The organism is Nonomuraea sp. NPDC049158 (assembly GCF_040648335.1).
Classification (GTDB): domain Bacteria; phylum Actinomycetota; class Actinomycetes; order Streptosporangiales; family Streptosporangiaceae; genus Nonomuraea.
On sequence record NZ_JBEZDM010000001.1, the window covers coordinates 556547 to 578135 of the forward strand.

Genomic DNA, 21589 nt, shown 5'->3' on the forward strand with positions numbered 1-21589 from the left:
TCCATGGGCTGAGCGTATCTGTCACCGTGCGACTACAGTCTGCAGTGGACGCCTCGAACGGGAGCCCGTATGCCTGCAGACCCTCACGGCGCGGTAGGCCGACGCATCGCATATCACCGACGTGTCACGCGTCTGACGCAGCAGAAACTGGCCGATGCCGCGAACATCCATGTCGGAACCCTCCGCAAGATCGAACGCGGCGCACGAGGCGTCGGCGACGGTGTCCTGGAAGCACTTGCCACAGCCATGCGCATCGATCCCGCCGTCCTCCTGGCCGACCGCGCACAGACCGGCTCCCGCGTCCAGCAGTCACTGCCTGCCCTTTCTGCCGTGATTGCCGCCTACGATCTGCCAGACGATGGGCCTGTCCGTTCCCTGCCTCTGCTCCGTTCGGCCGTCCGCGACACGGTCAACTGGCGGCTCGCCGCGCAGTACGTCCAGATCAGTCGCCACCTGCCAGACCTGCTCGCCGAACTGCTCCGCGCCAGACACACCGTGCCTGGCCACCAGCGGTCCGAGATCGCCGCTCTGCTGGTTTCCGCGTGCCGCTCAGCTGACGCTGTCGCCTACAAATTCGGCGCCTACGACCTATCCGCCAGACTCATCGAGCTCATGCGCTGGGCCGGCCCGCAGGCCGACGACAACGTCCTGAACACCACCATCGCCTATGTTCGCACGGAGACCTTTTTCGCCGCTGGCACGCATAAGCGTGGTTTGCACGCGCTGGAAATCGCCATCGACGCGGCCCCGCCACCTGACCGTGCACCCGCTGTGGTGGCACGCGGCGCCCTGCACATGCGTGCGGCCGTCCTCGCAGGTCGTGCCGGCGTCGCTGACGCAGCCGACACTCACCTGGCCGAAGCCCGTCGACTCGGCGACCAAGTCCCCGAAGGCGTGTACACCGGCACGGCGTTCGGCCCTTCCTCTGTGCGGATCCACGAGGTGTCAGTCGCCGTCAGCCTGGGCGGCGACCGCGTCCAGCGGGCGCTAAAGGTAGCCCGCGGTTGGGCTCCGCCCCAGGAACTTCCCGACGAGCGCCGCTCCGGCTTCTACATCGAGTTGGCTCGTGCCCAGCTTTGGGCCGGGCTGCCGGACGGCGCGTTCGAGAGCTTGAGGAACGCCCGCCGAATCGCCCCCCAACACACCCGCGATCACCTCTGGGTCCGCGAAGACGTCGCGATTCTGCGCAGGCTCAAGAGGTCCGACGCCGAAAGCCTCAGCAGCTTCGCCAAGTGGTGTCATGCCACCTGACCCTGGTGACCCTCACTGGGTCACTTACGGCACCGCCAGCGGCCCACCATCTGTGTGTCGAAACGTGACCACAGATGGGGAGCGACTCCATGTCAGAGACACTTGTGCTCCGGACCGCAGACGTCTTGTACGCATGGCGCGTTTCGAGCGCTGACCGGGGATCGCTCGGTGTGACCAACGTGTTCGACGCCGCCGTCGAACACCTGACGCGGGCGCTGGTGAGCGCCCCGTCCGGGGTTCCGGTGTATGGCAGCGTCCAGCGCGTAGAAGCCGATCTGTTGGCACGTCACCCGCGCTACATCTACGGAGCGGTGATCATGTGCGTCTGCCGGAATGGGGCGGCTGGCGAAATCTGCGGTCGGCGGGCGTCCTCCTAGGAGGCACGTCTCGATCCTCCTGCGCGGAAGGTACGTCGCAAGAACCGCCACATTCTCGTACGTGACGCCCGCCCGACTTTGACGCCCCGCCACGCGTAGAACATCACTGGATCGCCGAACCACCAGCCTGGAAATAAGCAATGCGGAGGCCAAGAGCCGGGACCGGCATCTGTCCGCCGACCTGGTCGTCCCGGTGTGCGCTCCCTGGACTGCTCGGAATCTCGCCAGCATGCCCAGGCTTCCCACTTCGAAGGCATCTGTTGCCATTGCCCGACGTTCGGTTCATGGGTAATCAAGGCTGCCCTTGAAGCAGGCTCGCCGCCGGGGGGCACGGGGGCCGGCAGGCCCCCGCCGAATGGCGAAGCCCCCAAGGAAGACAGCCCGAGCGAAGAGCGAGGACCTTGCTGGTAAATGGGGGCGTCAGCCCCGGCAACACAGCCCGAAGCCCCCAAGGCGCGAAGCGCCCGATAGGGGAGGTCCTTGCTTTCAGGCGGATTCGCGGACGACCAGTTCGGTGGGCAGGATGATGGGTTCGGCGGAGCCGCCGGTGAACAGACCCAGCAGCAATCGCACCATGGCCGCCGCCTGTTCAGGAACCGGATGTCGCACGGTGGTCAGTGGGGGTTCGGTGTACTTGGCGGCCTCTATGTCGTCGAAGCCCACCACCGCCACGTCGTCAGGCACTCGTCGGCCGGCCAGCCGGAGTGACTGTAGAGCGCCTACAGCCATCAGGTCGTTCGCCACGAAGACGGCGTCCAGGCCGGGGTCGTCGCCCAGCAGTTGGCGCATGGCCACCGCGCCGGACTGCCGGGTGAAGTCGCCTACCGCGACGATGGAGCGGCGGTCGGAGTCGCGCAGGATGTTGTGGTAGCCCGTGAGGCGGTCCTGGCCGCCGATCATGTCCTGGGGGCCGGCGATCGTGGCGATTCTGCGTCTGCCTGCCTCGACCAGGTGGCGGACCGCCGCCTCCGCGCCGCCGACGTTGTCGTTGTCGACGTACGGGATGTTGACGGGTACGGCGGGTCTGCCGTACGAGACGACCGGGACGCGCAGGCGGGACAGTGCGGTGGGCAGGGGGTCGGCGCCGTGCATGGAGATGAGCATGACGCCGTCCACGTGGCCGCCCGCGATGTAGCGCTCCACTCGCGCATGGCTCTTGGGGGAGGAGGCCAGCATGAGGACGACCTGCTTGTCGGCCGCCTCCAGTTCGACGCTGGCTGAGCGGATGGCCGTGGCGAACAGCGGGTCCTCCGAGAACACCCTGGTCGGCGGTTCGGAGACGACCAGAGCGACGGAGTCGGTGCGCTGGGTGACCAGGCTGCGCGCCGCCGGGTTGGGCAGATAGCCCAGCTCGTCGATGGCCCGCAGGACGGCGTCCCGGATGTCCGGCGCCACCGTCGTCTGCCCGTTGACCACCCGGGACGCGGTGGCGCGCGAGACCCCAGCGCGGGCGGCGACCGCCTCCAGCGTCGGCCGCCTCACGGCCACGCCAGTTCGGCGCGGGCGTCCACTGCGGCCAGGCGCGGCCGCACCGTCTCGGCGCGGGCGTTCACCGCGGCCAGGCGCGGCCGCACCGCCGTCTCAGCGCGGGAGTTCGCCATGTGGGAGAGCACGGAAGGAATCTACAGCCCGTACCTGCCGATCACGTCCCGATGGCACAGCGCACTGTCCTTGGACGCCCGAGCCACTGAGAGGAGCGCGTTCAGGCCGGGTCGTGGCGCAGGCGCTCGACCATCTCGGCCGCCCTCGCCCGCCAGATCGGCTCCTCGACCAGGTCGAGACAGAGCTGGAAGTAGTGCAGCGCCTCGTCAGGCCGGCTCTGCTTCAGACTGACCTCGCCCCGCGCGTAGAACGTCATCCCCTGGCCATGGCCGTCGCCCGCCCGGGCGAACATGGCGGCGCACCGGTCGAGCGTGGTGGCGGCGAGCTCGTAGCGGCCCAGCTCGGAGTACGCCTGGCCGAGCCTGCGCAGCGCCATCCGCTCGCCGGTGCCCCAGCCCAGCTCACGGCTGGCCTCGATGCTCGCCTCGTAGTGCCCGATCGCGGTCTCGACCTCGCCCAGCTCGAAGTGCGCGATGCCGAGCACGCGGCGGAACCTGATCGCGAAGTCGGCGAAGCGCGGGTCGGCCGCCAGCTCCAGGCCACGCCGGCAGGTCGCTATCGCCAGGTCGTACTCGGACCGGTCGAGGTGGATCCCTGAGGTCGTGACCAGCGCGCTGATCAGCCCGTTGGTGTCCCCGTACGCCTCGAAGAGCGGCAAGGAGCGGGTGACGAGCGTGAGAGCGCTTTCGTGCCGGCCGGAGATCAGCTCGCAGATGGCCAGCGTGGCCAGCGCGTACGCGACCGCGTGCCGGTCGCCCGCGCCCTCGAAGTAGTCGATCAGCAGCCGCAGCTCGGGCTCGGCGAGCGCGGTCCGGCGGCGGTCGGTGAGGATGTCGGCCCTGACCAGGCGGATCAGCATGGTCGTGTGGGTGTCGCCGGTCCGTTCGGCGACGTTCTCCAGCAGGCCGATCGCCTCGGCGAAGAAGCCGTGCGCCACGAGGAACGGCGCCAGCCGCTGGGCGAGCTCGGCGGCGGTGACGGGCTCGGCCAGCGCGACGGCGTCGGCCAGCGTCTTGCGCTCGGCGTGCAGCCACGCGCGCTGCCAGCCGCCGTCCACCCGCGCGGACTCCACGGGTGGCGGCACGGTGTCCATGGAGGGCCGCATGGGCGGGGGGTACTCCAGCGCCGCCGCGCGTAATCGGGCCAGGCACTCCTCGACGAACCCCAGGAGCGCGGTGGCCCGTCCGGCCGGGCTCTCCTCCGCCTCCGCGCGCTCGCGGGCGAAGGCGCGCAGCAGGTCGTGCATGCGGTAACGGGGCTGGCCGCTCTCGTCCACCTCGTTCGCCGTGACCAGGCCGGCCAGCGCCAGCGTCTCGACCGCGGATTCCGCCTCGCGCCGCGGTACGCCCATCAGCGCCGCCACGCTCCAGTCCGCGGCGCTCTCCAGCCCGGCCAGCCCCAGCAGGCGGAAGGCGCGGCGCGCGGGCGCGGACAGCACCTCGTAACTCGCCACGAAGTGGGCCCGTACGTTCTGCCCGCCGAGCGCCAGTTCGTCGAGCGGCGCCCCGGTGACGGCCAGTCGTGCGGCGAGGTCCTTCAGCGACCAGGCGGGTCTGGCGGCGAGCCGGGCGCCGGCGACCCTGACGGCCAGCGGCAGCCGCCCGCAGGCGTGCAGGATGGCCCGCGCCGCGTCGGGCTCGTCTCGTACGCGTGAGCCGCCCGCCACGCTCTCCAGCAGTTCCCGGGCCTCGCGCTCCGGTGGCACGCCCAGCGAGACCGCGACCGCGCCGGGCAGCGCGATGAGCGGACCCCTGCTCGTCACCAGTACGGCGCAGCGCGGCGTACCGGGGAGCAGCGGCGCCACCTGGAGCCCGTCGGCGGCGTCGTCGAGCACCACGAGCACGGCCTTGTCGGCGAGCAGCGACCGGTAGAGCGCGGCCCGCTCGGCCACCGTGTCGGGGATCGAGTCGCCCTCGACGCGCAGGGCCCGCAGCACCTCCGCCAGCAGCGCGCCGGGCTCCTGCGGCGCCGGCGAGGCGCCGGAGAGCCGCAGGTAGAGCTGGCCGTCGGGGAAGTCCTCGCGCAGCAGGTGCGCGGCATGTACGGCCAGGGTGCTCTTGCCGACTCCCGGAGGTCCCGTGACGGTGACGATCGGGAGGGCGGTGGGCGTGATCTCGGGGCGCAGGAGCGTGGTGATGGCCGTCAGTTCCTCGGACCTGCCCACGAAGTCGGCGATGTCGGCCGGCAGCTGGCAGATCGCGCCCCGCTGCTCCGGTCTGTTCGCGGACGGGGTGCCGGACAGGACGGCGGCCTGCAGCAGCCGCAGCTCGGGTCCTGGCTCGATGCCCAGCTCGGTGACCAGCGCCTCGCGGGCCTGCCGGTAGGTCTCCAGTGCCTCGGCCCGCCGGCCGGAGCGCGCCAGCGCCAGCATGAGCTGCTGCCAGGCCCGCTCGCGCAGCGGCTGCTCGGCCACGAACACCCGTAAGGCGCCGATCACCTCATCGTGCATGCCCAGCTGGAGCCGCAGGTCGGCCCAGTCGGCGCGGACGTCGGCCAGCCGCTCCTCCAGCTCGGTCAGCCGGGGGGTCATGACGTTCCCCAGCGAGGCGTCCTCGGCGGGCCGGCCGCGCCACAGGGCCAGGGCGTGCTCGAGCCGCCGGGCGGCCGAGGCGGGATCGGATTCGACCCGGGCTCGCCGTACCTCGTCCTCGAACAGGAGCAGGTCGAGCTCGTCGGGCGCGGCCTCGAAGAGGTAGCCCGCGCCGCTGGTATGCAGCCGGGCCTCCGGCTGCAGCGCCCTGCGCAACTGGGCCACGTACGTCTGGAGGTTGGCCACGGCGGACGGGGGCGGATCGTCCCAGACGGCGGCTATGAGGCGGTCACGGGAGACGGTCGTGTTGACGTTGAGCAGCACGGTGGCCAGCACGGCGCGCTGCCTGCCGCTCAGACGGATGTGGCGCCCGGTCGCGTGACGTGCGCGAACAGGACCGAGGACGCCGAAGATGGCATCAGCCACGGGCTCCGCTCCCTGCTGTAACCATTTTGTGGCGATTGTATGGGGACTTAACAGATTTGTTCCCATGAACGAGCAGAGGATTTCGGCTAGCCGCTAAGGACGCGGCCGACCATCCGCGCGTACATCCGGCCCGGGCTCGGCGACCTGGCCAGGAAGCCGGGCAGCATCGGCAGCCCGACGGCGAACGGTTCCAGCCGCTCGTACAGCGTGTCGGCGTCGGCGGGACGGTTGGCCGGCGTCTTCTCCAGCAGCCCGGCCAGGAGCGCGCCCACGGCGTCCGGCAGGCCCGGAATCGCGGGCGGGCGCTCCTTGACCTGCTTCTCGAAGACCACGTAGTCGGTCGGCCCGGTGAACAGCTGCCGCCCGGTCAGCATCTCGTGCAGCACGCAGCCGAGGGCGTAGAGGTCGCTGCGCGGTTCGGCGACCCCGTGCTGGATCTGCTCGGGAGCCATGTACGCGGGTGTGCCGAGGATCTGGCCGATCCTGGTGAACGTGGTGACGTCGGCGTCGCGCAGCAGGGCCAGGCCGAAGTCGAGCACCTTCACGCTGCCGTCGGGGCAGAGCATCAGGTTGGTCGGCTTGAGGTCGCGATGGCAGATCGACAGGGCGTGGGCGGCCGACAGGACCGCGCACGCCTGGGCCGCGATCGCGGCGGCCCAGGGCACGGGCAGCGGGCCGTGCTCGCTGACCACGTCGGCCACCGTGACGCCCTCGATGAACTGCATCACCTGGTAGAGACGCTGTTCGTGGGCGCCGAAGTCGTAGAGCACCGGGGCGCCCGGATGCTCCAGCCGGGCCAGGATGCGGGCTTCGCGGATGAAGCGGCGTTCGAGCTCCTCGTCGGGGCCGCCCGGCAGGTGCAGCAGCTTCACCGCCACCCGGCGATCGAGGTGGCGGTCGTGACCCGCGTAGACGGCACCCATCCCGCCCTGACCGAGCGGGAGATGGTCGAGCACATAGCGGTCACCGATGACCATTTGCCCCTCCCAGCCCCGCCTTTTCCCGGAAAAAGCTACACCGTCAGGACTGCGGACGCAGGTGGCCGTCGGTCAGGCCGTCAAGGCCTAGGCGGATCAGCGCCTGGCCGAGGGCCGAGGTCTCGCGCAAGGCGTCTTCGAGCACGGCCAGCTGCCGGAAGGCTTCGCCGTAGGACTTCTGGTCCTTCAGCGAGAGGCGGGGCAGGCGGGTGCGGCGCACGTCGAAGCGGCTGGAGCCGGTGGTCGCGCGCCCGCCGGCGGCCCGCAGGTGGCCGGCCAGGAAGTCGGGGTCGAGCCGGCGCGCGTCGACCCGGTAGAGCGTCAGATGCGGGCCGAGCACGCAGCCGCCCTCGGTCATCACCCGCACGCTGGAGTAGGACGCCACCACGTCGCCCGGCTGGATCGGGACGAGCCCCTGCTGCGCCGGAGCCCGGCCGGAGGCGGCGCCTCCACTGGTCACGTCGTCGGCGGTGAGCATCGGCAGGTCGCCGCCGCCGGTCGCCATCTTGGGCGGCGCCTGCAGCGTGGTCAGCAGACCCTCCTTGATCAGGTCGCCGACCGTGGTGACGGGCTGGTCGAGCGGCTCGTCGAGCACCTTGAGATCGGGCGGGGTGGCCGCCGCGGCCAGGAACCGGTCGCGTGCCTCGGTGAACGCCCGGCCGAGGTCGTCGCGGCGCTGGTGGCGGGCCGGGGTCATGTCCACCTCGTCGGCCAGCAGGTCGATGATGCGTACGGTCTGGTCGGAGCGCTCGTCGAGGTAGGCCCGCCACGCGGGATCGACGATGGACAGGTCGGCCGTGGCGTCGACGATCAGCACGTCGGAGGGCGGGCGCTCGCCCGCGGCCGGGCGGCGCAGCAGCCACAGGTCAGAGCCCGTCAGCGCGATCACGGCCCGCAGGGCGCCGGCGCGCAGCAGGTTGGCCCGGATCCGCCGCCCCGCCTTACGGCTGGCCGCGGCCGGGGGCATCAGCACGGCCACCATGCCGCCGGGCCTGACGTGGGTGAGGCAGTGCTGGACCCAGGCCAGCTCAGGCTCGCCACGGGGCGGCAGGCCGTACTCCCAACGGGGGTCGCCGGTCAGCTCCTCGTAGCCCCAGGCGCGCTCGTTGAACGGCGGGTCGCAGACGACCGCGTCGGCCTTCACACCGGCGAAGCCGTCGTGGCGCATCGAGTCGCCGGGCACGACCGCCGCCTCGGCGCCGCGCAGCCGCAGCCGCGCGGCGGTGATGACCGCCGAGGTCTCGCTGAGGTCCTGGCCGAGCACCTTGACCGCCCCGGAGTTGAGCAGGAGCGTGCCGACGCCGCAGGCGGGGTCGAGGATCGTCGCGTCGTCGGTGCGGACCAGGCCGACCATCAGCTCGGCCACGTCGTCACGCGTGACGGACAGCTGCCTGGAATGCGCCTCCAGGTAGCGCTCGCAGAGGAATTCGTAGGCGGTGAGCGGATCGTGCTGTTCGGCCAGCTCAGTCACCAGATCGGCCAGCTCGGGCTCCAGCTTGCTCTCGCCCGTGGTCAGCAGCACGCCAGCCTGCGCGACCAACTCGCCCAGCCGCAAATCGCCGGCCGCTTTCAGGCGTTGCCACACGCGATCACCCAGCGAGACCTGGTAGGACTTCCCATAGCGCCGCAACCATGACTCGACCTGGCGCAGCGAGAACAACGGCTGATTGGCGGTGCCGCCGATGGGCAGAGGGAAGTCGTCGTGGCGGCGGCGCCAGTTGCTCACCGCGGCCCGCCCGACACCGGCGAGCCGGGCTATGTCCCCGGCGTTCACGGTCGGGTCGTGGGTCATGGAGCCCACAGTAGTTCACAAGAGTCTTCAGTGCATCTGCTTGTGAAGTCTTTCAACCAATGATTTACTGCTGGGTATGAAGCACAACATCCGCTATGCCGCCGGATCAGACGTGGGCCGCCGCAGGGAGCAGAACGAGGATTCCGGCTACGCGAGTGGCCGATTGCTCGTGGTGGCCGACGGGATGGGCGGACACGCGGCCGGCGAGCTGGCCAGCTCGGCCGCGATCGCGGTCATGCGCGAAATGGATGCCACGCTTCCCGAGACGGGCTCGGACCTGGAGGCAGGTCTGGAGGGCGCCGTGCACGAGGCGGCCCGCAGGCTGGTGGAGCTGGCCGACATCGACCCGGCGCGCAGGGGGATGGGGACCACCGTGACCGCCATGCTGTGGGACGGTTACCGGTTCGCCCTTGCTCATCTTGGTGACTCCCGCGGATACCTGCTGCGCGACGGTGCTCTCTACCAGATGACCAAGGATCACACACTTGTGCAGTCCATGGTGGACGAAGGACGGATAACAGAGGATCAAGCGGCCGTGCACCCGCGCCGGTCGATGGTGCTGCGCGTGCTGGGCAGCGAGGGCAGGGCGGAGCCCGACATGGCGCTGCGCGAGGCCGAGCCGGATGATCGCTATCTCCTCTGTTCGGACGGGCTGACGACCGTGCTCGGGCCCGAGGTCCTGCACGAGGTGCTGACCACGGTGACAGACCCGGCGGCGGCCGTCCAGCGGCTCATCGACCTGGCCAACGAGGGCGGCTCACCCGACAACGTGACCGTGATCGTCGCCGACGTGGTGGCGCCGGGCGCGGGCGACGAGCAGATCTTCCGGGTGGGCGCGGGAGCCTGAGGTCGATCACGCCTGCTACGGAGTCTCAGGAGTCCCACCAGCCCCATAACCGAAATTTCGCCTCATAGGTTGACACTTTGCCGTTGTTCGGCGCGCGCAAGGGATCTCGCTATTACAGTCCATCCTGATCTGCCGGTTTTTCTGGGAGGAGTGGGCTCTGGACCCGATCGCGGAGAATCTGCTGAAAGAGGTGCGCGGGGAAGTCGGCTACCGCGAGAAGGGCGGCCAGCTCACCAAGTTCGGACAGTGGTACGCGGATCGCGTCAAGGACCCGCAATACCGGGACGCGCCGTGGTGTGACATGTTCATCGCCTGGGCGGCCGACAAGGCCGGAATCGGTGACTACGTCGGCCAGTTCGCCTGGACCCCCTCGCACGCGTCCTGGTTCATGAAGCAGCGCGCCTGGTCCCAGCAGCCCGAGCCCGGAGCCCTGGTCTTCTACGACTGGGGCGGTGGCAAGAGCTACAAGGGCATCGACCACGTCGGCATCGTCGAGCGGGTCGACGGCAAGAAGATCCACACGATCGAGGCCAACGTCGACCACGTCTGGCTCAAGCGCAAGTTCCGTGACACGGACAAGGTCGTCGGCTACGGCTTACCCCGCCTGGTGAAGGCCAATGCCACGCTGAACGAGATCCGGACCACCGAGCAGCCGCTGGCCCGCCAGCCGCAGCCGGTGTCGCAGGGATCGCCGCTGGACGTCCTGGGCTCCCCGCTGGCCCTGCTCATCGTGATGGTGCTCACCACGGTCGCGGTCTCCTTCCGCCTCGCGGGCCGCCGCCGCGGCAGCCACACCAAGTCGGAGATGCGGGCCGCCGTCGTCGAGAAGAAGACCGTCGGGAAGGCCATCGAGAAGAAGACCGTCCGGAAGACCGTCGAGAAGAAGACCGTCGGGAAGACCGTCGAGAAGAAGACCGTCGGGAAGAAGACGAGGTCCGCCAGCTACGCGGAGGCGCCTCCCGAGCCGGTCCGGGTGGGTGGTCCGCCCGACCCGGACGAGACTCCCGAGCCGGCCAGAACTCTCGTGGCCGCCCACCGCTCCTCCACCCGCCGCAACCCGTACGAGCGGCCCTGACCAGCACAGATCGCTGACGACCTCCCCGAACCAGAACCTGGCCCTGTTCGCATGCCGGATCGCTACCTGCCTGAAACCTTGGGATTTAGTAGGACGTCCTAGTATCTTGTAAAGGACCCCTCGCAAAGGAGTGATCAGGCGTGCACGTTCCGGCGTACCCAGTCCGTTTCGTGACCGCCGCGGCGCTGTTCGACGGCCATGACGCGGCGATCAATATCATGCGGCGGATCCTCCAGTCGCAGGGGGCGGAGGTCATCCACCTCGGGCACAACCGATCGGTGGACGAGATCGTCACCGCCGCCGTCCAGGAGGATGTGCAGGGCGTGGCGATCAGCTCCTACCAGGGCGGCCACGTGGAGTTCTTCAGCTACCTGGTGGATCTGCTGCGCGAGCGCGGCGCCGGGCACGTGAAGGTCTACGGCGGTGGCGGCGGCGTCATCGTCCAGGACGAGATCGACCTGCTGCACTCCCGCGGCGTCACCCGCATCTTCTCGCCGGAGGACGGCCAGCGGTACGGCCTGCCCGGCATGATCAACAAGCTGATCGAGGAGTGCGACGTCGAGCTGGACGGCGTTCCCTCGGTCGAGGCCGTCGGCTCCGGCGACCAGGCGGCCCTGGCCAGGGCGATCACCCTGATCGAGTCGGGCCGCGCCCCGGCCGAGCTCCTGGACGGCCTGCGCGCCGGTCCCGGCTCGGGCGACAACCGCGCTCCCGTGCTCGGCATCACCGGTACGGGCGGTTCCGGGAAGTCGTCGCTCACCGACGAGCTCGTCCACCGCCTGCGGGTGGACAACGACGACAAGCTGCGCGTCGCCGTCATCGCCATCGACCCGACCCGCAGGCGCGGCGGGGGAGCGCTGCTCGGCGACCGCATTCGGATGAACAGCCTCGGCCCGCAGACCTACTTCCGTTCGCTGGCCACGAGGGGCGCCGCCAACGAGGTCCCCGTCTGCCTCGACGACGTGATCGCCGCCTGCCGGGCCGCCGGGTACGACCTGGTCATCGTGGAGACCCCGGGCATCGGGCAGGGCGACGCCGGGATCGTGCCGCACGTGGACGTGCCCATCTATGTGATGACCCCGGAGTTCGGCGCGGCGTCCCAGCTGGAGAAGATCGACATGCTCGACTTCGCCGAGGCCGTCGTGATCAACAAGTACGAGCGGCGCGGCGCCGAGGACGCCCTGCGCGACGTCCGCCGCCAGATGGTGCGCAACCGCGCGGCCTTCGGGGTCGCGCCCGACGACATGCCGGTGTTCGGCACGATCGCCGCCCGCTACAACGACGCCGGTGTCACGGCGCTCTATCACCACCTGAAGGCGCTGCTGGCGGACAGGGGCCTGCGGACCGGGCCGGGACTGCTGGCACCGGTGCGCGGCCGTACGTCCCAGGTGGCCGCCGCGATCGTCCCTCCGGCGCGGGTCCGCTACCTGGCCGAGATCGCCGAGACCGTCCGCGACTACCACGCGGAGACGCTCGCCCAGGCGGAGGTGGCTCGCCGCCGCCAGCAGCTCACGGCCGTCCAGGCCCTCCTGGCAGATGGCGCCGGTGGTACGAGCGCCGACGGTACGAGCGCCGACGGTACGAGCGCCGACGGTACGGGCACCGACGGCACGGGCGCCGAGACTACGGGCCGGACCGACGGCAGGCTGGCCGAGCTCGCGGCCGGGGCCGAGCGGGAGCTGAGCGACGAGAGCCGCGCGCTGCTCGACGACTGGCCCGTCACCAGGGAGCAGTACTCCGCCGACGAGCTGGTCGTGAAGGTGCGCGACCGGGAGATCCACACCCCTCTCTGGCGCGAGACTCTCTCGGGCAACCGCATCCCCCGCGTGGCCCTGCCCCGCTACACCGACCACGGCGAGCTGCTCAGGTTCCTGCGCGGCGAGAACCTGCCGGGCCGGTTCCCGTTCACCGCCGGGGTGTTCGCCTTCAAGCGGGACGACGAGGACCCCACCAGGATGTTCGCCGGAGAGGGCGACCCGTTCCGCACCAACAGGCGCTTCAAGCTGCTGTCCGAGGGCCAGCCCGCGACCAGGCTGTCCACCGCGTTCGACTCGGTGACCCTGTACGGCCACGACCCGGACCTGCGGCCCGACATCTACGGCAAGGTAGGCACGTCCGGCGTGTCCATCGCGACGCTCGACGACATGAAGGTGCTCTACGACGGGTTCGACCTGACGAGCCCCAGCACCTCGGTGTCGATGACGATCAACGGCCCGGCTCCGACGATCCTCGCCTTCTTCCTCAACGCCGCGATCGACCAGACCCTCGACCGGTTCGAGGCTGAGCACGGGCGCCGACCGCATGAGGAGGAGGAGCGCGAGCTGCGCGCGCGGACCCTGGCCACCGTCAGGGGGACCGTGCAGGCGGACATTCTCAAGGAGGACCAGGGGCAGAACACCTGCATCTTCTCCACGGAGTTCTCATTGCGGATGATGGCCGACATCCAGCAGTGGTTCACCCGTAACAGCGTCCGCAACTTCTACTCGGTGTCGATCTCCGGCTACCACATCGCCGAGGCCGGGGCCAACCCGATCAGCCAGCTCGCCTTCACCCTGGCCAACGGCTTCACCTATGTGGAGGCGTACCTGGCGAGGGGGATGCGGATCGACGACTTCGCGCCGAACCTGTCGTTCTTCTTCTCCAACGGCATGGACCCCGAGTACAGCGTGCTCGGCCGGGTGGCCCGCCGCGTCTGGGCGGTCGCGATGCGGGAGAAGTACGGCGCGGCGGAGCGCTCGCAGAAGCTGAAGTACCACATCCAGACCTCGGGCCGGTCCCTGCACGCCCAGGAGATGGACTTCAACGACATCCGGACTACGCTGCAGGCGCTGATCGCCATCTACGACAACTGCAACAGCCTGCACACCAACGCCTTCGACGAGGCCGTGACCACGCCGTCGGCCGACTCGGTACGCCGGGCGATGGCGATCCAGCTCATCATCAACCGCGAATGGGGCCTGGCCCGCAACGAGAACCCGCTCCAGGGCTCGTTCATCATCGACGAGCTCACCGACCTGGTGGAGGAGGCGGTGCTGCAGGAGTTCGAGCGGCTCTCGGACCGGGGCGGCGTGCTGGGCGCCATGGAGACCGGCTACCAGCGGGGCAGGATCCAGGACGAGTCGATGCTGTACGAGTCGCGCAAGCACGACGGCTCGCTGCCCATCATCGGCGTCAACACCTTCCGCAACCCACGCGGCGACGAGCCCCACCAGAAGAAGGTGGAGCTCGCCAGGGGGACCGAGGACGAGAAGCGGTCCCAGCTCGACCGCCTGCACGCCTTCCACGACCGCAACCGGGCCGAGGCCCCCGCAGCACTGGCCCGGTTGCGGGACGTCGCCATGTCGGACGGCAACGCGTTCGAGGTGTTGATGGAGGCGGCCCGCGTCTGCTCACTCGGCCAGATCACGGACGCGCTGTTCGAGGCCGGGGGACAGTACCGGCGCAACGTCTGAACCGGCGCAACCTTCTGAACCGGCGCGACGTGCTGAGTCAGCAGTACTTCGCGCCGTCGAACGTGCGGACGCCCCTGGGCACCCTGCTCCAGATGGTCCCCTTCGGGGCCACGGACTGGCAGGCGCCATCGGCGCCGTGCGCCCAGACGATCTTCATGTTCATCCACCGGCCGCACCCGTTGTAGGCGTATCCGGTCTTCTTAACAGTGCCGGTCTTCTGCCAGAGACTCACGCAGGACGGGACCTTGCCCAGCGTGCTGGCCTGCGCGGGGGCGGCGGCCACCAGGCCGGCGGACGCGGCTCCGGCGATGACCAGGGCGGCGACCGACTTGCGGAGGGTGATGGTCATTTGTCGAGTTCCTCTCTCGATGTGCTCGATGTGCTCGATGTGCTCGATGAGAGGAAGGTAGGTCCGCGGGTGTTGAGGATCTGTTGAGGTTCTGTGCGGTCCCGTGGGCGTCGATAGGATTGCAGGTCGGGGCACGATCGCTAACTGGAGGTATTCATGTCCGACGTCACTTTCAAGGGCAACCCGATCACCGTGGGCGGGACGTTTCTGAAGCCTGGCGACCAGGCGCCCGCGTTCCAGCTGGTGGGCGGGGATCTTGCCGACACCACGCTGGCCGGGTTCGGCTCCGCGACCAAGGTGCTCAACATCTTCCCGAGCCTCGACACGGGCGTCTGCGCCGCCTCGGTGCGCCGGTTCAACGAGGTGGCCGCCGGGCACCCCGGCGTCGCGGTGCTGTGCGTCTCGGCCGACCTGCCGTTCGCGCAGAAGCGGTTCTGCGCCGCCGAGGGGCTCGACAACGTGACCATGCTGTCGCTCATGCGGGGCCGCGAGTTCCTGCGTGACTACGGCGTGGCGCAGGAGAGCGGGCCGCTGGCCGGGCTGGCCGCCCGCGCGGTGGTCGTGCTCGACGGCGACAACCGCGTCATCTACTCCGAGCTGGTGCCCGAGATCACCCAGGAGCCCGACTACGAGGGCGCGCTGAGCGCACTCAAGTAGACCCGACCGAGCGCCGAGCGCCGGGTCGCCTCGGCGCTCGACGAGGCCGTACGCCGGATCACTCCGGTGCTCGGCCGAGCCTTACGCCGGGCCGCCCCGGGTCTTCAGTTCTTCCTGCCCACCCCGCAGAGGATGAGTGACGACTCGGGGCCGGCCGCGAGGTCGATCAGGTCGGCCTCGTCGGGGCGCCACTGCGGCAGCCAGGTCAGGCCCGGCTCGACCAGCTCGAACCCTGCCCACAGCTCCTCGATCCGCCGGCGGGTACGCAGGGTCAGGGGCGCGCTGGCCCGGCGATAGACCTCGGTGCCCTTGCTGACGGCGGCGGCGCGGGCGTCGCTCGTGCCGTGGGACATGACGACATAGCTGCCGGGGGCCAGGGATTCGCGGATGGCGGCCATGATGCGCAGGGGGTCGTCGGCCTCGCCGATGAAGTGCATGATCGCGACGAGGAGGACGCCGACCGGCTGGTCGAAGTCCAACATCCCCACCAGGTCCGGATTTTTCAACAGGTCGTGGGGATCGCGGAGATCGCCGTCCACCACGGTGATCCCTTCGCTGCCCGCCAGCAGCGCCCTGGCATGGACCAGCACGACGGGGTCATGGTCGACATAGACCACCCGCGACTCCGGCGCGACCGCTCTGGCCACCTCGTGGACATTGTCCCGCGTCGGCAGACCCGTACCGATGTCGAGGAACTGGGTGACGCCGGCGCCGGCGAGGAAGCGTACGGCACGACCGAGGAAGGCCCGATTGGCGCGGGCGGCGGTACGGACCTCGGGAGCCACCCGCAGCAGCCGTTCAGCGGCTCGCCGGTCGGCCGGGAAATGATCCTTCCCGCCGAGGTAGTAGTCGTACAGCCGGGCGACGTTGGGCGTGTTCGGGTCGAAGCCCAGCGATTCTCGCTCCAACCAGCGATCCCCCGATCGATAGTTAACGATCTTTTCTCGGGATTCTACGGATTTGTGACCTGCCTTGGGACGATATTCCCGCAGGCTGGGCGTTACTTGCCTTTAGTCCCTTTTGTCGTTCGGGTGGCGGTCTAAGGTGCGAGTGTGAGCCTCGATGACACCGGTGTACCCGTCCCCGTTCCCACGCACGTCCGGCGGATCGTGTCGCTGGTGCCCTCCCTCACCGAGTCCGTTGCCGCGACCCTCCCCGAGGCGCTGGTCGGCGCGACCGACTGGTGCTCGCACCCGGCGGACCTGGACGTCGTCAGGGTGCGGGGGACCAAGAACCCCGATCTCGACGCCATCCGGCGGCTCGCTCCCGACGTGGTGCTCGCCAACGCCGAGGAGAACCGGCAGCCGGACGTCGACGCGTTGCGCGAGGCGGGCCTCGCGGTGTGGGTCACCAGGATCGAGACGGTGGACGAGGCGTTCAGGTCGCTCGACCGGATGTTCCGGTACGCCTGCCGGACCGGGCGGCCCGACTGGCTCGACCAGGCGGAGTCGGTGTGGGCCGAGCCGGTGGAGGTGCGCCGGACGGCCATCATCCCGATCTGGCGGCGGCCGTGGATGGTGGTGGGACGCGACACGTTCACCGGTGACGTGCTCGCCCGGCTCGGGGTGGGCAACCTCTACGCCGGTCATGCCGAGCGCTATCCCAAGATCCCGCTGGCCGACCTGGTTGCGCGGGGCGCCGACCTGGTGGTCCTGCCCGACGAGCCCTACGCGTTCAGCGCCGAGGACGGGCCGGAGTCGTTTCCCGGCCACCGGTGCGCGCTGGTGAGCGGACGCGATCTGACCTGGTACGGCCCCTCTCTCGTCCAGGCTCGCGACCGCCTCGTCACGAGCCTGGGCTGACCGAAGCCGGGCCGCCGACAGGCTGGGCCGGCCGGCGGCGTCACACGATGACCGGGCGGGGGCGTCACACGATGACCGGCCGGCGGCGTCACACGACGTTCGTCGTCGGGGGACTGGCGAAGGCGGCGTCCACGGCGGCGGGGGACAGCACGTGGTCGATGACGAGCACCGCGGTCCCCACGATCCCCGCGCGGTCGCCCAGCGTGCTCGTCACGATCTCCAGGTTACGGGTGGTGAACGGCAGGCTGCGGCGGTACACGCTCTCCCTGATGCCCGTCAGGTAGTGCTCCCTGGTCTCCGCCATGTCACCGGCCAGCACCAGGACGGCGGGGTTGAGCAGGCTGACCGCCGTGGCGAGGACGATGCCGACCGTGCGCCCGGCCTCCTGGGTGCGGGCGATGGCCGTCGGGTCGCCGGCCTGGACCAGGCGGACGACCTCGCGGCTGGTCTGCCGGCCGAGGTCGGCGGCGAGGGCCTGGCCGCTGGCCAGCGAGGCGACGCAGCCCCGGGAGCCGCAGGTGCAGACGCGATCGTCGCTCTCGCGCAGGCGGACGTGGCCGATGCTCCCGGCGGCGTCCTCGACGCCGCGATAGATCCGGCCGTCCAGGACGATGCCGGTGCCGATGCCCGTGGAGACCTTGATGAGGATCAGCGACCGGCTGCGCCGCCAGGAGGACCACCACTCGCCGAAGGCCATCGCGTTGGCGTCGTTCTCGACCACGACCGGCACATCGAACGCCTCCCGCAGCGCCTGGCCGATCGGGTGGTCGTCCCAGCCGGGCATGAGGAAGGACCTGATCACCCGGCCGGAGGCGTGGTCGACCGAGCCCGGCAGGTCCAGGCCGATGCCGCACACCTGGTCCGACACCCGTCCCGAGCGGTCGAGCAGGCGCTGGAAGGCGAGCCGTACCCAGGACAGGACGGCCTCGGGGCCGCGGTCGATGCGCAGTTCGGAGTGTTCCTCGACCAGCGACCGGGCCGCGAGGTCGGTCAGCGCCACCCGCACGTGGCCGGCGCCCAGGTCGGCCACCAGCACCAGGCGCTTCGTCGCGTCGATGTCGAGCACCGAGGGCGGTCGCCCGCCCCCGGAGATGCCGAAGCCGGACTCGTGGATGTATCCCGCCTCGATCAGCCGGTCCACCCGTTCGGTGATCGTCGATCGGGACAGTCCGGTGTACGCGATGAGTTCCTTGCGGGTACGGCAGGTGCCATTGCGGATCAGCTGAAGGATCTGCCCTGCCGTCAGCATGGTCTACCCCTTCTCCGCCCCCGCCGTGAGTCCTTCGGTCAGGAGCCGCTCGCCGGCGAAGAACACGATCACGATCGGCAGCGTCAGAACCACCGATCCTGCCATGAGAACCGTCGTCGGGATCTCGATACTGCCCGCCAGCTGGGAGAGCCCCAGCGAGACCGTCCAGCTCTCCCGTTTCTCGACGAGGAAGAGCAGGGCGAACAGGAACTCGTTCCAGGCGATCATGAACGCGTAGAGGCCGGTGGCCATGAGCGCGGGCTTGGACAGCGGGAGCACCACCCGCCAGATGGTCGACAGGCGCGTGCAGCCGTCGATCGCCGCCGCCTCCTCCACACTCTGCGGCACGGTCTCGAAGTAATTGCGGAGCATGTATACCGTGACAGGCACCGTCTGCGCGCAATAAACGAGGATCAATCCCAACAAAGACCCGCGAAGTCCGATCATCGTGAAGAGCACGAACAGCGGAATGGCCAGCACGATCGCCGGAAACAGGTACACGGCCAGGAACAGGAAATGCACCTGCCGCCGCCCGAAGAACCGCAGCCTGGCCACCGCGTACGCGCCCGGGATCGAGATCAGCAGGGTGATCGCCACCGATGTGACCGCCACGATGGCGCTGTTGCGCATGAAGGTGAGGAAACCCTGCTTGGTCAGCACGTTCGCGTAGGTGTCGAAGGTGAAGCTACGCGGCCAGATCGAGCCGGGGTCCAGGATCAGCTCCTGAATGTCGCGGAACGACAGTGTCACCATGTAGAAGAACGGGAACGCGGTGATCACGAACAGAAAGAGGATCACCAGCGGCTTCAGCACGCGAAACAGAGCGCGCTCGAACCGATCTCTGCTCATCGGTCACCTTCTCGTCCCGAGAAGAATCGCAGATACAAGGTCAGGAACACGACCAGGACGACCGCCAGCACGATCGCCTGGGCGGCCGAGGCGCCGATGTCGTCGCGTGCGGTCAGGAAGTTGTAGACGCGCACGCTCACCACCTCCGTGCCGGCCCCGCCACCGGTGAGCAGGTAGACGTCGTCGAACTTGGTGAAGGTGAACACGAACCGCAGCACCGACAGCAGCGCGATGATCCGCCAGAGCTGCGGCAGGATCACATGCCGGAAGCGCTGCGTCGGCGTGGCGCCGTCGACCACGGCCGCCTCGTCCAGCTCCGCCGGCAGCGCCTGCAACCGGGCCAGGATGAACAGAAAGGCGAACGGGAAATACCGCCACGCCTCGAACGCGATCACGGTGAGCAGCGCCACCGGCACCTGGATGCCGAGAAAGGTGCCCTTGGCCTGGGTGAGGAAGGCGATGGGGGTGCTCAGCCAGGAGTTCACGATGCCGAACTGGGGGTTCAGCATCGTCTCCCACAGGAAGGCCACCGCCACCACCGGCGCCACGTACGGCACCAGGATCGAGGCCCTGACCAACGTGCGGCCCCGGAAGCGGTCGCGCAGCGCCAGGGCGGCCACCAGCCCGATCGCGATCGACAGCGCGGTGCCCGCCACCGTGTAGACGAGCGTGTTGACCAGGGACGTCCAGAATCCCGGCTCGGACATGACGTAGCCGAAGTTGTCCAGCGTGTAGTGCCCGAAGATGCCCACCCGGCGGATGTTGATCAGCCGCGCGTCCTGGAACGCCAGCATGATCGCCCAGAGCAGCGGCAGCACCACCACGACCAGCGTGATGATCAGCGTGGGGGAGATCAGCGCCAGCCCCGCCCTGCCCTCCTGCTCCCGTAGTGTCCCGCCACGCCGTCCCGTCACTGCCGGATCCCGCGCTTGATGGTCTCCACGTCGGTCTTCGCCTGCGCCGCCGCGGCCTGCGGGGTGAGCGAGCCGTCCACGACCGCGCTCAGCGCCTTGGGTACGGGCAGCTCGCCCATCGTGGCTCCGACCAGCTTGCCCTGCCCCTGGGGGATGCCCCAGCGGGCGAAGGTGTCAGGGCTCTTGCGCAGCGCGTCGAGCACCTCGGCCGGATAGACGTCCGCGAGCGGCTTCTTGGCGTCGACCCCGGCGGGCAGCTTGTTCCACTTGTCGGCGAACCCCTTCCGGATCGGGAACTTGCCCTCGGGCGCCATCCCGATCCACCGCTCGTAGCCCTCGTTCATCATGTACGTGACGAACTGCGCGGCGGCATCCTTGGCGGCGTCCCGGGTGACGGCCCAGGAGACGATCTCCCCGTACTGGGCGGGCGTGCCGTCGGGGCCCTTCAGCGCCGTGACCACGCCGGTGTTCTTGGCCAGCCACTCGGGGTCGGTCCTGCACTCGGCGCAGCTGGGCTTGGCGTCGTTACGCAGCCCCGCCAGCTCGTCCAGGATGAACGACGACCAGATGGTCATCGCCGCCTTGCCGGCGAAGTAGGTGGCCCTGGTGGAGTCGACGTCCTGCTTGCCCTTGACCGAGTAGTCCTTCGCCAGCTTCGCGTAGTACGCGAACGCTTTCACGCACTGAGGTGAGGAAAGGGTGACATTTCCGGAATTGTCGACCAGCTGGCAGTCGTTGGCCAGCGCCACATGCTCGAAGCTCTGCGCCGTGAACGAGTCCTTCGGCGCGATGGCCAGCGTGATGCCCGCGACCCCACCCGTGGTGAGCTTCGCGGCCGCCGCCTCCAGGGCCTCGTAGGTGTCGGGCCGCTCCAGCCCGGCCTTCTGGAACAGGTCCTTGCGGTAGAGGATCAGCTGCGCCCACGCGTCACTCGGTACGGCCAGCAGCTTCCCGCCCGCGCTGTCGAGCTCCAGCGCCCGCGCCGAGAAGCCGCTCCTGCCCAGCTTGTCGACGACCTGACCCGGTGTCTCCGTGTCGAGCAGGTCGTTGGCCTCCAGTTCCCTGATGGAGGCCAGGGGGAGGGCCCCGATCACGTCGGGCAGGTCCCCCGCGGCCGCGGCGGAGGTGACCACCTGGCTGAACTGGTCCTCGGCCACGCCGACCAGCTTGACCTTGATCCCGGTCTTCCGGGTGAAGTCGGCGATGATCTGGTTCTGCACGGTCATGCGATCGTCGAGGTTCTCCTCGGTCCAGACCGTGATCTCGTTGGCGGCCTTCTTGCCGTCATCGCCACACGCGACGGTCGAGGCCGCCGTCAGCAGCGCGATGGAGAGGACGGCGACTACCTTCTTCGGCATGGCGCGCTCCTACGTCCGGGGATATGCCGCACTTACCCTGAAGCGAGAAGTCGCAACTACGTAGGCGATTCCGAGACCCGTC

The 21589-nt window shown here is 69.5% G+C and carries 18 protein-coding genes; 7 read left to right on the forward strand and 11 right to left on the reverse strand.

Going from position 1 to position 21589, the window contains the following annotated elements; translation table 11 throughout:
- Positions 1 to 69 precede the first annotated feature (69 nt).
- Both AB0B61_RS02435 and AB0B61_RS02440 read left to right on the forward strand, forming a co-directional pair.
- Positions 70 to 1251, forward strand: coding sequence for a helix-turn-helix transcriptional regulator (locus AB0B61_RS02435; RefSeq protein ID WP_358426735.1), 1182 nt, complete (start codon positions 70 to 72; stop codon positions 1249 to 1251).
- A gap of 170 nt (positions 1252 to 1421) precedes the next feature.
- Positions 1422 to 1628: a hypothetical protein gene (locus AB0B61_RS02440; protein WP_358426738.1), complete on the forward strand. Its 207-nt coding sequence runs from the start codon at positions 1422 to 1424 to the stop codon at positions 1626 to 1628.
- Positions 1629 to 2114: 486 nt separating this feature from the next.
- Here the strand turns inward: AB0B61_RS02440 and AB0B61_RS02445 are convergent, their stop codons facing one another.
- The 5 genes from AB0B61_RS02445 to AB0B61_RS02465 form a co-directional block, all read right to left on the reverse strand.
- Entirely contained in the window at positions 2115 to 3110 is a 996-nt protein-coding gene (locus AB0B61_RS02445; protein ID WP_358426741.1) for a LacI family DNA-binding transcriptional regulator, read from the reverse strand.
- On the reverse strand, positions 3107 to 3241 hold the full coding sequence (locus tag AB0B61_RS02450) for a hypothetical protein (RefSeq protein WP_358426744.1): 135 nt from the start codon (positions 3239 to 3241) through the stop codon (positions 3107 to 3109). Before AB0B61_RS02450 ends, AB0B61_RS02445 begins: the two co-directional genes overlap by 4 nt.
- An 89-nt stretch (positions 3242 to 3330) precedes the next feature.
- Positions 3331 to 6186 carry a BTAD domain-containing putative transcriptional regulator gene (locus AB0B61_RS02455; RefSeq protein WP_358426747.1) on the reverse strand — a complete coding sequence of 952 codons (2856 nt, stop codon included), beginning with the start codon at positions 6184 to 6186 and terminating at the stop codon, positions 3331 to 3333.
- Between the two features lie 86 nt (positions 6187 to 6272).
- On the reverse strand, positions 6273 to 7163 hold the full coding sequence (locus AB0B61_RS02460) for a serine/threonine-protein kinase (protein ID WP_358426749.1): 891 nt from the start codon (positions 7161 to 7163) through the stop codon (positions 6273 to 6275).
- Between the two features lie 43 nt (positions 7164 to 7206).
- Positions 7207 to 8955, reverse strand: a complete 1749-nt coding sequence (locus AB0B61_RS02465; protein ID WP_358426752.1) for an N-6 DNA methylase — start codon at positions 8953 to 8955, stop codon at positions 7207 to 7209.
- Between the two features lie 76 nt (positions 8956 to 9031).
- Between AB0B61_RS02465 and AB0B61_RS02470 the strand changes: the two genes are divergently transcribed.
- From AB0B61_RS02470 to icmF, 3 genes are all read left to right on the forward strand, one after another.
- On the forward strand, positions 9032 to 9802 hold the full coding sequence (locus AB0B61_RS02470) for a protein phosphatase 2C domain-containing protein (RefSeq protein ID WP_357646837.1): 771 nt from the start codon (positions 9032 to 9034) through the stop codon (positions 9800 to 9802).
- Positions 9803 to 9992: 190 nt separating this feature from the next.
- Entirely contained in the window at positions 9993 to 10877 is an 885-nt protein-coding gene (locus AB0B61_RS02475; protein ID WP_358426755.1) for a CHAP domain-containing protein, read from the forward strand.
- A 140-nt stretch (positions 10878 to 11017) separates the two neighbouring features.
- A complete protein-coding gene (gene icmF, locus AB0B61_RS02480) occupies positions 11018 to 14329 on the forward strand; it encodes a fused isobutyryl-CoA mutase/GTPase IcmF (RefSeq protein WP_358426758.1) in 3312 nt (1103 codons plus the stop codon).
- Positions 14330 to 14366: 37 nt separating this feature from the next.
- Here the strand turns inward: icmF and AB0B61_RS02485 are convergent, their stop codons facing one another.
- Entirely contained in the window at positions 14367 to 14678 is a 312-nt protein-coding gene (locus tag AB0B61_RS02485; protein WP_358426761.1) for a hypothetical protein, read from the reverse strand.
- A gap of 156 nt (positions 14679 to 14834) precedes the next feature.
- On the opposite strand from AB0B61_RS02485, the gene tpx reads away from it, so the two are divergent.
- A complete protein-coding gene (gene tpx, locus AB0B61_RS02490) occupies positions 14835 to 15335 on the forward strand; it encodes a thiol peroxidase (protein WP_358426764.1) in 501 nt (166 codons plus the stop codon).
- Between the two features lie 104 nt (positions 15336 to 15439).
- Here the strand turns inward: tpx and AB0B61_RS02495 are convergent, their stop codons facing one another.
- Complete coding sequence (locus tag AB0B61_RS02495) at positions 15440 to 16243, reverse strand: SAM-dependent methyltransferase (RefSeq protein ID WP_358426767.1); 804 nt, start codon at positions 16241 to 16243, stop codon at positions 15440 to 15442.
- 144 nt (positions 16244 to 16387) lie between these two features.
- On the opposite strand from AB0B61_RS02495, the gene AB0B61_RS02500 reads away from it, so the two are divergent.
- Entirely contained in the window at positions 16388 to 17137 is a 750-nt protein-coding gene (locus tag AB0B61_RS02500) for a helical backbone metal receptor (protein ID WP_358426770.1), read from the forward strand.
- 88 nt (positions 17138 to 17225) lie between these two features.
- Here the strand turns inward: AB0B61_RS02500 and AB0B61_RS02505 are convergent, their stop codons facing one another.
- The 4 genes from AB0B61_RS02505 to AB0B61_RS02520 are packed head-to-tail and all read right to left on the reverse strand — an operon-like array spanning position 17226 to position 21507.
- Positions 17226 to 18386 carry an ROK family transcriptional regulator gene (locus AB0B61_RS02505; protein ID WP_358426773.1) on the reverse strand — a complete coding sequence of 387 codons (1161 nt, stop codon included), beginning with the start codon at positions 18384 to 18386 and terminating at the stop codon, positions 17226 to 17228.
- Positions 18387 to 18389: 3 nt separating this feature from the next.
- Entirely contained in the window at positions 18390 to 19235 is an 846-nt protein-coding gene (locus AB0B61_RS02510) for a carbohydrate ABC transporter permease (protein WP_358426776.1), read from the reverse strand.
- Positions 19232 to 20149 carry a sugar ABC transporter permease gene (locus tag AB0B61_RS02515; protein ID WP_358426779.1) on the reverse strand — a complete coding sequence of 306 codons (918 nt, stop codon included), beginning with the start codon at positions 20147 to 20149 and terminating at the stop codon, positions 19232 to 19234. Before AB0B61_RS02515 ends, AB0B61_RS02510 begins: the two co-directional genes overlap by 4 nt.
- Entirely contained in the window at positions 20146 to 21507 is a 1362-nt protein-coding gene (locus AB0B61_RS02520) for an extracellular solute-binding protein (protein WP_358426782.1), read from the reverse strand. Before AB0B61_RS02520 ends, AB0B61_RS02515 begins: the two co-directional genes overlap by 4 nt.
- Positions 21508 to 21589: the final 82 nt, after the last annotated feature.